Source organism: Streptomyces sp. NPDC001393, from assembly GCF_053597455.1.
The window spans coordinates 192,349-205,354 of record NZ_JBSFIH010000004.1 but is presented as its reverse complement, the minus strand read 5'-3'; the positions used below and the strand labels follow the sequence as shown (position 1 = coordinate 205,354).

Sequence of the window (13,006 nt, the reverse complement as noted above, 5' to 3'; positions counted from 1 at the left end):
GGTCGTGCGTGGCGAGCGCAAACGCCGGTGGGCCCGCCCCCACCCGGGAACGGGCCCACCAACGTTCGGCTCAGAAGCCGAGCGGCGTCAGGAAGCTCAGCCGCCCAGAACCTCGCGGGCCAGCTTCGCCGTCTCGGTCGGGGTCTTGCCGACCTTGACGCCCGCGGCCTCCAGGGCCTCCTTCTTGGCCTGTGCGGTGCCGGAGGAGCCGGAGACGATGGCGCCGGCGTGACCCATGGTCTTGCCCTCGGGCGCCGTGAAGCCCGCGACGTAACCGACGACCGGCTTGGTCACGTTCTCCTTGATGAACGCGGCCGCGCGCTCCTCGGCGTCGCCGCCGATCTCACCGATCATCACGATCAGCTCGGTCTCCGGGTCGTCCTGGAACGCGGCCAGGGCGTCGATGTGGGTGGAGCCGATGATCGGGTCGCCACCGATGCCGACGGCCGTCGAGAAGCCGATGTCACGGAGCTCGTACATCATCTGGTAGGTCAGCGTGCCGGACTTCGAGACCAGGCCGATGCGGCCCGGCTTGGTGATGTCGCCCGGGATGATGCCGACGTTCGACTGGCCCGGGGTGATGATGCCGGGGCAGTTCGGGCCGATGATGCGGGTCTTGTTGCCCTTCTTGCCGGCGTACGCCCAGAAGGACGCCGTGTCGTGCACGGCGATGCCCTCGGTGATGACGACGGCCAGCGGGATCTCGGCGTCGATGGCCTCGACGACCGCGTCCTTGGTGAACTTCTCCGGCACGAAGATGACGGAGACGTTGGCGCCGGTGGCCTTGATGGCCTCCTCGACGGTGCCGAAGACGGGTACCTCGGTGCCGTCGAAGTCCACGGTGGTGCCGGCCTTGCGCGGGTTCACGCCGCCCACGACGTTCGTGCCGTCACCGAGCATGAGCTTGGTGTGCTTCATGCCGGTGGCGCCGGTCATGCCCTGGACGATGACCTTGCTGTCCTTGTTGAGCCAGATAGCCATGGTGTGTTGGTGTCCTCGTCCTGAGTGCTTACTTGGCGGCGGCCAGCTCGGCGGCCTTGTCGGCCGCGCCGTCCATGGTGTCGACGCGCTGCACCAGCGGGTGGTTGGCGTCGGTGAGGATCTTCCGGCCCAGCTCGGCGTTGTTGCCGTCGAGGCGGACGACGAGCGGCTTCTCGACCTTCTCGCCGCGGTCCTCCAGGAGCTTCAGGGCCTGCACGATGCCGTTGGCGACCTCGTCACAGGCGGTGATGCCACCGAAGACGTTGACGAAGACGGACTTGACGTCCGGGTCGCCCAGGATGATCTCCAGGCCGTTCGCCATGACCTGGGCGGAGGCGCCACCGCCGATGTCCAGGAAGTTGGCGGGCTTGACGCCACCGTGCTTCTCACCGGCGTACGCGACGACGTCCAGGGTGCTCATGACGAGACCGGCGCCGTTGCCGATGATGCCGACCTCGCCGTCGAGCTTGACGTAGTTGAGGTTCTTCTCCTTGGCGGCGGCCTCGAGCGGGTTGGCCGCGGCCTTGTCGTGGAGCTCCTCGAAGTCGGGGTGCCGGAACTCGGCGTTGTCGTCGAGCGACACCTTGCCGTCGAGGGCGATGACCTCGCCGGAGGCGACCTTGGCCAGCGGGTTCACCTCGACCAGGAGGGCGTCCTCCTTGATGAAGGTGTCCCACAGCTTGACGAGGACGTCCGCGACCTTGTCCGCGACCTCGGCCGGGAACTTGGCGGCCGCGACGATCTCGCGGGCCTTGGCCTCGTCCACACCGTCGATCGGGTCGATCGGCGTCTTGGCGACGGCCTCCGGACGGGTGGCCGCCACCTCCTCGATCTCCATGCCGCCCTCGACGGAGGCGATGGAGAGGAAGGTGCGGTTGGCACGGTCGAGGAGGAAGGAGACGTAGTACTCCTCGAGGATCTCCGGAGCGGTCTCGGCGATCATGACCTTGTGGACCGTGTGGCCCTTGATGTCCATGCCGAGGATGTCCGTCGCGCGGGCGACGGCCTCGTCCGCGGAGGCGGCCAGCTTGACGCCACCGGCCTTGCCGCGACCACCGACCTTCACCTGCGCCTTGACGACGGACTTGCCGCCCAGACGCTCGGTGATCTCGCGCGCCGCCTCAGGCGTGTCGATGACTTCACCGGCCAGCACCGGTACATCGTGCTTGGCGAAGAGGTCCCTCGCCTGGTACTCGAACAGGTCCACGCGCTTCCGTCCCTATCAGTGATCTCGCGGTTCGTTGGATGCGTGGGCGTGCCGCGAAGGGCAGCGTGACGTCCGCTTGTCACAAGGGGGGCGCACACGGTGTCCGAGCGCGCGGCATGTCCGTCTCGCAGGTTATCGCCGCTTGCGGGGGCTCCCTAAATCGAGGGTCACACACGAGCGGTGATACCTGTCACATGATGCCGGGTTCCCTGACACGCCGTGCCGCAATCGGAGTGATCTGCGAGGCCTCACCGGGCTGGGGTTGACCCGGTGAGGCCTCTGGGACGGCCCCGGTGGTGCCGGGGCCGGGGCGGTTGATCCCCACCCCAATGGGGACCACCCGCCCGGGCCGCGGGGCCCCGGCCGGACGGGCCGACGGCATTCGGCCGTCCGGGTCCGGACACCCCACGGAGCCGTTCGGGGCACTCAGCCCTGGTACCGGATTCCCTGTGCGGCGTCCCGCACGCCGTACCCGTGGTCCTGGAAGTCCTGGGAGTCCTGGGAGTCCTGGAGGTACGTCGGTACGGCCGTACGGGCGACCCCTCGGCCCCCGTCGACGGCGTGCCCGGCGAGCGAGCCCCCGGCCTCCCGGACCGTGCCGTGGACGTTCCCGGCGAACCCTCCGGCCTGCTGGACGACCGGCCCGTCCGCACCGCTGACCCCGGCCGCGAAAAGCCCGGCCTCACCTGCGACGCCGTGGGCCAGACCGGCGGCGCTCCCACCGACGCCGTCACCCACCGGCAGCACGACCCCGCTCACCCGCCCGACCACGGGCGCCACGGTCCCGCTCGCGTGGTGCACGGCCCCGGTGGCGGTACCGGTCGCGTGGTACGCGGCACCGGTGGCCGTACCGGTCGCGCGGTTCACGGCGCCAGTGGCGGTTCCGGTCGCGTGGTAGGCGACACCGGTGGCGGTTCCGGTCGCGCGGTACGCGGCACCGGTGGCGGTACCGGTCGCGCGGTACGCGGCACCGGTGGCGGTACCGGTCGCGCGGTACGCGGCACCGGTGGCGGTACCGGTCGCCTGATAGGCGACTCCGGTGGCCGTCCCTGCCGCCTGATGCACGGTGCTCGTCGCCGTTCCGGCCGCCTGATACGCGACACCGGTGGCCGTCCCCGCCGCCCGATCCACCGCCCCTGTGGCGATCCCGGTCGCCTGGTACACGGCGCCCGTGGAGGCGACCGCGGTCTCCGCGACCGTGGACGTGGCGGTGTCGGTGAGCGGCGTCGTCGCGCCGGTGACCCCGGCCGCGAAGGACGGCACCTGGGCGGTGACGCCCTCGGCGAAGGCTCCGGTCTGCCTGCTCACACCGTGCGCGAGCGGGGGTACGGCACCGAGGACGCCGCCCGCGAAGGGCTGGACGTCACCGGCCACGCCGCGACCGAGGGCGCCGGCGTCCGCGATGGCCTGCCCGGCGACCGGCACGACCCCGTGCACGGCCCCGGAGGCCACCGGCGGCAGCACCGCGTCCGTGGCCTCCTGCGCGACCTGCCCAGCCGTCCCGCCTGCGTACGCCGTCGCGTCTGCCGCCGCCAGCTGCACATCACCGACGGCGCCCGCGGCGACCCCGTGCACCCCGGACGCGGCGCCCTGGGCGGTCCCGGACGCACCGGATGCAGCGTCCCCGACCGTCCCGTACGCACCGGGGGCGATGCCCGCGACGGTTCCGTGCACCCCCGAAACCGCGCCCTCCGCAGTCCCGTACACACCCGACACGGCGGCCTCAGCGGTCCCGTACACGCTCGATACCGCGCCCCCGGCGACGCCCTGCGCCCCGGAGACCGCGCCCCCGGCGACCCCGCGCGCGGCGGAGACGGTCTGCTGGACGGTGCCGTACCCGCCCGCCGCCGCATGCCCGGCCGTGCCCTGTACGCCCGGCACGACCCGGCCGGCGAGCGGCACCGCGCCGTGCACCGCCGCGGAGGCCACCGGCGGAACGGCGGCGGCCGTCGTCTCGTCCACCATCGGAGTGACCGCGCCGGGCACGGCCCGGACCGTGCCGAGGACCCGCTGTCCGGCACCCGTCGCCGTACCGGTGACATGGGCGGGCACACCGGCGACGGAGGTCTCGGCCGCGCCGGTCGCCCCGGCTGCCGTGCCGCTCACGGCGCTCGCGGCACCGGCGGTCCGGCCCTGCGCCGCCGCGACGGTCTGCTGCGCCGTCGTCCGTACGGCGCCCTCGACACCCTGCGCCTTCAGGCGGGTGGCCGCCTGGGTGGCCTGGAGCTTGGTCTGGGCGGCCGCCAGGGCCTCCTCCACCTCGGGCGCGAAGGAGGAGAGCGGGCCGAAGAGGTAGTCGATCTCGTCCTGGACAGTGCCATGGGCGATGGCCCGGGTCGCGGTCGCGGCGGCGTGCGCGGCCGGGTGGGAGGCATGGGCCACATGAGCGATGTGGCCGTCGAGGCGCGTGCTGTCGACGTGCGTGCCGTCGGCCTGGACGTGTGCCTGCGCCCTGCGGGCCGCCTGAGCGCCCCTGACGGCCTCGGCGCCCCGGATCTTCGCGGCCGCCGGGACCTTGGCGTCGACGTAACGGCGGGCCTGATCGGCCGTGCCGGTGGTGGTGCCGGCGGCGGTGGACGCCGTCGAGGTGAGCGAGGTGGAGGAGGGGGCCGGGGTGGCCGAGCCGGCCGTGCCGGTCAGGCCGGAGACGGTGCCCGTGACGGTGTTCTGGACGCCGGAGACGGTGCCCGTGACAGTGTTCTGGACACCGGAGACGGTGTCGTGGACGCCGGAAAGGACGCCGTCGACCGTCCCGGCGACACTGTCGGTGCCCGCGTCCGGCACGGCGACGGAGGTGCCGGACAGCTCGTCGGCGCTGGCGACGGCCGAGCCGAGCGCCCACGCACCGGTGACACCGGCGGCTATCACGATCGAACGACGGATGTTCTTGTTCATTGCGTGCGTCAAGTCCTTCGGAATGGCCTGAAGTGGCCGGAAACGACTGAAGTCGATGGGAATCGGCTAGGGGATGTCCGGAGACCGCTGAACGCCGGTCGCGGTGAACGCTTCGGCGGCCGACCGCGCTCGACAGCGCCGATCGCTGGAGGGTCCGGACGGACGGGCAGACCTGCTCCGCCCCCGCGCGACAGGTCCGTGGCGGGGAGGTCGACCCTGCTGCCTAGCCGGGGAAGACGGGGATGTCCCGGTGCCGGTCCCGGGTGCGGGGCGCGTCGACGCGCGCGGCGGCGCCAGGCGCGAGCCGCAGGGGCGCCCGGTCGTCGGGGGTAACGGCATGCGCGTCACCATGGCGGAACGAACTGCCGTCGGCGGCCTGCTTGCCGAGCACACCGTCGGAGTCCCCGGGGGGCGGCGCGGGCCGGCCGGGGACACCCAGGGCGGCGGCGTGGTGCGCGAAGCTGTGCGCCGCGGACCGCGGCACGGGGGCGGCCTGCGGGCCGTACACGGCGACCGGCGCGGGTGCGCCGACCGCGGTACGGACCTGGGCGCGGGCGTGCCGCGGCTCCTGCTCCCGCTTCGCCGGACCGGGCGCCGCCGTACCGCTGTGCCGCTGTGCGCCGGGCGCCGTGGACTTCGGCCCCGGCGTCAACCGGACGGGTGAGTCCGTGACGTGACCGAGGTCGGGCAGCGGCAGGGAGTGCGCCGAGGCCCGGGGCTTGTCGACCACGGCCTGGACGACCGCGGTCCCGACGGTCCGGGAAACGGTGGCGAGCACGTCGCGTACGGGAGTGACCGACTGTTCGCCGACGGTGTGGACCCGGGCGGCAGCCCGCTCGGTGGCCATGCGGACGGTCTGCACGGCCGGCGCAGCCGACACCGGCGGCGCAGCCGCTACCGGCGGTGCAGCCGATGCCGGCGGTGCAGCCGATGCCGCTTGCGCCGGTACCGGGGTCCCGTCGGCCGCGTGTGCCTGTTCGCCGCAGAGGAATCCCAGCGCGAACAGTCCGCCGACCAGCAGCGCCAGTTGGAGCGCACGCCGCCCGGCCGCCGTACGCAGTACGCGCACGGTGGTACCAAGGAGGGCTGCTGGGAAGGTCAAGGAGCTGGACATCCTGGGCTCGGCACGACACGGGCTCCGTCGATCCTTGCACGGCACGCGGGAGACCACGCAAGCCCCCTGTTACCGATGGGTAGTCATGTCCCTTTTCTCGCCCCTTTCGTGTCCCGCGTCACACGGTGTCCGGTATGGGCAACGGCCGCTTCTCCAGTGCGGCGGCCATGACCTCGGGGAACAGGTCGGGCGTGCAGGCGAAGGCCGGTGCGCCGAGCGCGGCGAGCGACGCCGCGTGCTCCCGGTCATAGGCGGGCGCGCCCTCGTCCGACAGCGCGAGCAGCGTCACGAACTGCACCCCGGACGCCTTCATCGCCGCCACCCGTTTGAGCATCTCGTCGCGGATGCCGCCCTCGTAGAGGTCGCTGATCAGCACGACCACGGTCTCGGCGGGCCGGGTTATCTGTGACTGGCAGTAGGCCAGCGCCCGGTTGATGTCCGTGCCGCCGCCGAGCTGGGTGCCGAAGAGGACGTCGACCGGGTCGTCCAGCTGGTCGGTGAGGTCGACCACGGCCGTGTCGAAGACGACCAGCCGGGTGCTGATCGACCGCATGGAGGCGAGGACCGCCCCGAACACGGACGCGTAGACCACGGACGCGGCCATCGACCCGGACTGGTCGATGCAGAGGATGACCTCCTTCTTCACGGACTGGGCGGCCCGCCCGTATCCGACGAGCCGTTCCGGCACCACCGTGCGGTACTCGGGCAGGTAGTGCTTGAGGTTGGCCGCGATGGTGCGGTTCCAGTCGATGTCGTGGTGGCGCGGGCGGCTGATCCGCGCGCTCCGGTCGAGGGCACCGGTGAGCGTGGCCCGAGTACGGTTCGCGAGCCGCTTCTCCAGGTCCTCAACAACCTTGCGCACGACCGCGCGCGCCGACTCCTTCGTCGTCTCCGGCATCGCCTTGTTCAGCGAGAGCAGCGTGCCGACCAGGTGCACGTCCGCCTCCACCGCTTCCAGCATCTCCGGCTCCAGCAGCAGGGAGGCAAGGCCGAGCCGGTCGATGGCGTCGCGCTGCATGACCTGGACCACGGAGGACGGGAAGTACGTGCGGATGTCCCCGAGCCAGCGCGCCACCGACGGCGCCGAGGCACCGAGCCCCGCCGAACGGTCCCGTCCCGCCAGCGGTTTGTCACCCTTGCCGTACAGCGCGGCGAGCGTGCCGTCGATCGCCGCGTCCCGCCCGGACAGCGCACACCCGGTGCCGTCCGCCTGCTCCCCACCGAGCACCAGCCGCCAGCGCCGCAACCGCTCCCGCGCCGCGTCCTCGACCTCCACCGGCCCCGACCTGCCCGTCATACACCCACCCCCACAAGGCTGTTGTCCTCGACCGCGCCACACCCGGTCGGGCCCCGCCGGAGCGGGGCGCGCTCGACCGATTCCCGCCAGGCCGTTTCGGGCGCTGCCGATTCACGCGCGGCCGTTTCACGCGCGGCCAGGTCGCTTCCGATCGGGTCGCTTCCGGTCGGATCGCTTCCGATCGGGTCGGTCAGGCCGAGCAGCAGGCTCAGTACCGGCAGTACGGCGTCGGCGCGCTCGGTGTCCGGTTCGGCGGCGAAGCCCGGTGCCAGGGCCGCATGGGCCGCCCGGCCGGACGCGCCTGTGGAGCCACGCCGGACGAGTTCACCGAGCGTTCTGCGAACCCCCGGCTCATACGCCGCGAACGTGCGGCGCAGCAGCGGCAGTACGTCCGTGAACGCCTCCACCGGGACACCGGTCAGCCAACTGTCCACCAGACCGAGCAGCCGCTCGTCGTGCACCAGCAGCAGTCCGCCCCCGCCGCCGACGAAGCCCTCGATCCAGGCGGCGGCGTCGGCGGGCGGTGTCCCCCGTGACAGAGCGAGCCCCATCAGCCGCGCCGCCTCGTCGGGCCCCAACTCGCCGTCGTCCAACAGCAACCGCACCGCCCGCCCCCGCAAAACCCCGGGCACACTGTCGCGCGAGGACAAGGTCCCCAGCACCGCTCGCCAACGGTCGCGCAGGTCACCGATCCCGGCACTGGGAACGGCACCGCCCTCCGCACCGCCCCCGGCACCCGCGTCGGGAGCGCCGACCCCGACGCCACCGGCACCCGCACCCGGCCCGGAACCGGCGCGCTCGCCGGCACAGTCGCCCGCACCGCCCCCGGCTCCCGCCGCGGTCGGCGTCTCCGCGAGTAGCCCCACCGCCGTGTGCACGGCGTCGACATGGGTGCGCATCTCGTCCGCCGCATCCGTGTCGAGGGCGGCGCAGGCCGGAGGCAGGCCGACGAAGATTCGTTCGGCGAGGCCCACGGCGACACCGGCCAGAGCGCCGCTGTCGGTGCCGCGCACGTCGCCGTAGCGCAGGGAGCGGACCAGAGCGGGCAGGGCCTGGGCGAGATGACCCACGTCGGCGTCGAGCGCGGCCCGGTCGGCCAGGACCCGCATGACCACGGGCAGGGCGTCCGAAACCCCGCCGAGCAGGCACTGTTCGGCGAGCGCGGTGACATCGGCGAGGGTCCGCGCGGCCATCGCGTCCGCCTCGGCCTTGGCCTGCGCCGCGCCCCGTACGGTCGTCCCCCACACCCCCGCCTCGGCGACCCGCACCGACAACTCCGGCTCCCAGCGCAGCCGCCACGTCTCCCGGAACGTGCCCGTGCTCCCCCGTGACCGCGTGGGCTCGCCCCAGCCGACGCCGAGCAGCCGGAGCCGGTGCAGCAGCCTGCTGCGGCCGGCGTCGGTGTCGCCTCGTAGGTCCAGCTCCAGTTCGCGCTCCAGCGCCTCGGGTTTGAGCCGCAGCGAACGCTGTTGCCGAGCCAGGTCGCGCTGCAACGGGACCGCGGGCGCCGACTCCGGGACTTCTCCGAGGACGTCCCCGACCACCAGCCGGTCGTGCACCAGCGCCAGCGGCACGTCCGAGCCGTCGCCCATCACCGCGCGTACCGCGTCGGTGGTTTCGCTGAGCCCCGGCAACGGGCGCCCGCGCAGTGCCGCCAGGGTCTCCGCGAGCCGGACGGCCTCGATGACGTGGGCCGAGGACACGATCCGGTCCTCCTCCCGCAGCAGCCGCGCCACGCTGGTCAGCCACCGCTCGACCGGCCGGTCGGGCGCGTGGAACAGATGGCCGTACCAGCCCGGCGAGTCGATGCCCGCGCCGTAGCCGCTGGACCGGGCGAGCCTGCGGTGCGTCCAGGGAACCCAGGTCAGGTCGGTCCTGACCTTGGGCAATCCCTTCAGCAGGGACCGGTCGGCGGTGACTGTGGACTTCACACGCAGCGCGGGGACATGCCAGGCCCCGCAGACCACGGCCACCTCGTCGCCGAACTCCTTGCGCGCGGCGCGCAGCCGGAGCCGCATGTGCGCCTCACGGACCAGGTCCCGGGAGTGCCCGCCGGTGCCGTACCGCTCGCGGAGCGCGGCCATCGCCTCCTCCAGCGCGGCGAAGGGCGCGAAGGGGTCCAGCTCCCCCGGGCCCCGGTGCTCGACCACGTCCTCCCACCAGCGCTCCGGATCGTCGTGTCCGGCGGCCTCGGCGAGCACGGCGAGCGGGTCGACCCGGACCTGTTCACCGCTGTCCGGGCCGGCATCGGTGTGCCGCGGGTCCGCCGCGGTCTTCTTCTCCTCCTCCTTCTCTTTCTCCTTCTCTTTCTTCTCCTCGTTCTTCTCCCACGCGAGCGTGTGCGCGGCCGGCAGGTCGATGAAGTGGGCCGGGAGGCCGTGTTCCAGGGCCCAGCGGATCGCCACCCATTCGGGGCTGAACTCGGCGAACGGCCAGAACGCCGAGCGGCCTGGCTCGTCCACGGCATGGGCGAGCAGGGCGACCGGGGGCCGGAGGTCCGGGTCGCCGGCCAGGGGGATCAACGCATCGGCCTCGGGCGGGCCCTCGATCAGAACGGCGACGGGCCGGGCGGCGTCCAGGGCGCTGCGCACCGCGCGGGCGGAGCCGGGGCCGTGGTGCCGCACGCCCAGCAACAGCGGTCCGGGACCTTGGGCCTTGGGCCAGCGGCTGTCGTCGGTCATGCGCTCACCTCCCGGCACGCGCGGTAGAAGTCCGTCCAGCCGTCGCGCTCGCGGACGACCGTCTCCAGGTACTCCCGCCAGACGACCCGGTCGGCCGCCGGGTCGCGCACGACGGCGCCGAGGATGCCGGCGGCGACATCACCCGGCCGTAGCACGCCGTCCCCGAAGTGCGCGGACAGAGCGAGGCCGGCGGTGACCACGGAGATCGCCTCGGCCGTGGACAGCGTGCCGCTGGGCGATTTCAGCTTGGTGCGGCCGTCGGCGGTGATGCCGTCCCGCAGCTCGCGGAAGACGGTCACGACACGGCGGATCTCCTCGATGCCGTCGGGCGCGGCCGGCAGGTCGAGGGAACGGCCGATCTGCTCGACCCGGCGGGTGACGATGTCGACCTCGGCGTCTGCGCTCTCCGGCAGCGGCAGCACCACGGTGTTGAAGCGGCGGCGCAGCGCGCTCGAGAGGTCGTTGACCCCTCTGTCCCGGTCGTTGGCGGTGGCGATGAGGTTGAACCCGCGGACCGCCTGTACCTCCTGGCCCAGCTCCGGGACGGGCAGGGTCTTCTCGGACAGGATCGTGATCAGCGTGTCCTGCACGTCGGCCGGGATACGGGTCAGTTCCTCCACCCGGGCCGTCATGCCCTCGGCCATGGCGCGCATGACGGGGCTGGGCACGAGGGCGTCACGGCTCGGGCCGTGCGCGAGCAGCTGCGCGTAGTTCCAGCCGTACCGGATCGCCTCTTCCGGGGTGCCGGCCGTGCCCTGCACCAGCAGGGTGGAGTCACCGCTGACGGCGGCCGCCAGGTGCTCCGACACCCAGGTCTTGGCGGTGCCGGGCACGCCGAGCAGGAGCAGGGCGCGATCGGTGGCGAGTGTGGTGACGGCCACCTCGATGATCCGGCGCGGGCCCACGTACTTGGGTGTGATCACGGTGCCGTCCGGCAGGGTGCCGCCGAGCAGGTACGTCGCCACCGCCCACGGCGACAGCTTCCAGCGGGCCGGGCGCGGGCGGTCGTCCTGCGCGGCGAGTGCGGCGAGTTCTGCGGCGAAGGCGTGCTCGGCGTGTGGTCGCAGCGCCCGTGCGTGCTCGGACGCTCCCTCGCCGCGGGTCGGTCCGGCGGTGGTCGGTCGCACGGACGCAGACGTGGCAGACGCAGACATGGCTGACATGGCTGAGGCCCCCTCCAGCTCGGCCGGTTCGGATCTGGCATCCACCGTGCACCACGCCACTGACAATCGCTCCGACCTGCACAAACGCCCGCGCCGAACGGATTGTCAGTGGCGGGACCTACCGTCGGAGGCATGACTGAGCAGGGGGTGCGCTGGACCGCGGACCAGGTGCTGTCACTGGCGCCTGACGCCGCGTCACGCAGGGCGGGAGGCAAGCTCGGCACGGCCGGTCCGTGGTCGGGTGCGGGAAGCGGAGAGGGGACAGTGTGGGGGCTGTGCAAGGGCAGCGGCAGCAGGCCGTACCAGACGGCGGTCGATCTCGCCGACCCGGCCGGACCGGCGTACAAGTGCAGTTGTCCGAGCCGTAAGTTCCCGTGCAAGCACGCGCTCGGACTGCTTCTGCTGTGGGCGGGGGACGACGGCTCGGTCCGAGCGTCCGCAGAGCCGCCGGACTGGGCCGAGCAGTGGCTCGCGGGCAGACGCAGGCGCGCCGAGGGCAAGCGCACCCGGAGCGAGGGGAGTTCGGGGAGCGGGTCCGCCGACCCGGGGGCGGCTCGGCGGCGAGCCGAGCGCCGGGCCGAGCGGGTCACCACGGGTGCGACGGAGCTGGAGCAGCGCCTCGCGGACCTGCTGCGCGGCGGCCTGGCCGCGGCCGAGCAGGCGGGGTACGGCCTGTGGGACGAGACGGCGGCCCGCATGGTCGACGCCCAGGCACCCGGGCTGGCCTCGCGCGTACGGGAGTTGGGGGCGATCCCGGCGTCGGGTGCGGGCTGGCCGGCCCGGTTGCTGGAGGAGTGCGCGCTGCTGCATCTGCTAGACCAGGGCTGGCTGCGCCGCGACCGGCTGCCGGGCGCCCTCGCGGCCACGGTCCGCTCCCGGCTGGGCCTGCCCGCCACGGCGGACGGCGCGCCGCTCCGCGACCGCTGGCTGGTCCTCGCCCAGTACGACACGGTGGACCCGAAACTGACGACCCGCCGGATATGGCTGCACGGCGCCGCCTCGGAGTGCACCCGGCTGCTGCTGTCCTACGGCGCGGCCGGCCGGGCCCCGGAGCTGTCCCTGCCGGTGGGGCTGATGCTGGACGCGGAGCTGTCCGCCTATCCGGGGGCGGGCCAGTCCCGGTCCGCCCTGGGCGAGCGGTTCGCCCCGCCCGCACCGGCCGCGTTCCGTCCACCGGGCACGAACACGGCCGAGGCGGCGGCCCGGTACGGCGAGGCGCTGCGCGACGACCCCTGGCTGGAGTCGGTCCCGGTGACCCTGGGCCGGGTGATACCGGTTCCGGACGGCGACGAGTGGCAGCTGGCCGACGCGGACACGGACTCCGCCCTCCCGCTGACCCGGGCCGCCCGCTCCCGCCCCGGCCTGTGGCGGCTGGTCGCCCTGTCCGGCGGCACCCCGGTCACGGTCTTCGGCGAGTGCGGCCACCGCGGCTTCACCCCCCTCACGGCCTGGCCGCAGGGCTCGGGCGAGGCGGTACCGCTGTGCTGACATCCCTGCCGGCACAGCGCAGCACCTTCAGACACGCCCGACACGGCCAGGCCGCCAGCTGGTCCACCAGGACGGCGTGGCGCCTTCGAACACACCCGGTCGAGGTGGTGTCGCCGCGCTGCCGGGGCGTGGCGGGCAACCTTCCTGCCGCCCCAGTCGGTGGTAGGCGGGCGCGGCGGG

General features: G+C 73.4%; 8 protein-coding genes. 1 reads left to right on the top strand and 7 read right to left on the bottom strand.

Going from position 1 to position 13,006, the window contains the following annotated elements; genetic code table 11:
* Positions 1-96 precede the first annotated feature (96 nt).
* From sucD to ACWC2T_RS07665, 7 genes are all read right to left on the bottom strand, one after another.
* Entirely contained in the window at positions 97-981 is an 885-nt protein-coding gene (sucD, locus tag ACWC2T_RS07695; protein WP_351210561.1) for a succinate--CoA ligase subunit alpha, read from the bottom strand.
* 28 nt (positions 982-1,009) lie between these two features.
* Entirely contained in the window at positions 1,010-2,188 is a 1,179-nt protein-coding gene (gene sucC / locus ACWC2T_RS07690) for an ADP-forming succinate--CoA ligase subunit beta (protein ID WP_450669497.1), read from the bottom strand.
* Positions 2,189-2,614: 426 nt separating this feature from the next.
* On the bottom strand, positions 2,615-5,083 hold the full coding sequence (locus ACWC2T_RS07685; protein WP_450669496.1) for a beta strand repeat-containing protein: 2,469 nt from the start codon (positions 5,081-5,083) through the stop codon (positions 2,615-2,617).
* 223 nt (positions 5,084-5,306) lie between these two features.
* Positions 5,307-6,185: a hypothetical protein gene (locus ACWC2T_RS07680; RefSeq protein WP_450669495.1), complete on the bottom strand. Its 879-nt coding sequence runs from the start codon at positions 6,183-6,185 to the stop codon at positions 5,307-5,309.
* A gap of 130 nt (positions 6,186-6,315) precedes the next feature.
* On the bottom strand, positions 6,316-7,494 hold the full coding sequence (locus ACWC2T_RS07675; protein ID WP_450669494.1) for a vWA domain-containing protein: 1,179 nt from the start codon (positions 7,492-7,494) through the stop codon (positions 6,316-6,318).
* Positions 7,491-10,175 carry a DUF5682 family protein gene (locus ACWC2T_RS07670; RefSeq protein ID WP_450669493.1) on the bottom strand — a complete coding sequence of 895 codons (2,685 nt, stop codon included), beginning with the start codon at positions 10,173-10,175 and terminating at the stop codon, positions 7,491-7,493. Before ACWC2T_RS07670 ends, ACWC2T_RS07675 begins: the two co-directional genes overlap by 4 nt.
* Positions 10,172-11,329 carry an ATP-binding protein gene (locus tag ACWC2T_RS07665; RefSeq protein WP_450669492.1) on the bottom strand — a complete coding sequence of 386 codons (1,158 nt, stop codon included), beginning with the start codon at positions 11,327-11,329 and terminating at the stop codon, positions 10,172-10,174. The genes ACWC2T_RS07670 and ACWC2T_RS07665 overlap by 4 nt, the downstream gene beginning before the upstream one ends.
* Before the next feature lie 141 nt (positions 11,330-11,470).
* Between ACWC2T_RS07665 and ACWC2T_RS07660 the strand changes: the two genes are divergently transcribed.
* Positions 11,471-12,826, top strand: a complete 1,356-nt coding sequence (locus ACWC2T_RS07660) for an SWIM zinc finger family protein (RefSeq protein ID WP_450669491.1) — start codon at positions 11,471-11,473, stop codon at positions 12,824-12,826.
* The last annotated feature ends 180 nt before the right edge of the window (positions 12,827-13,006 follow it).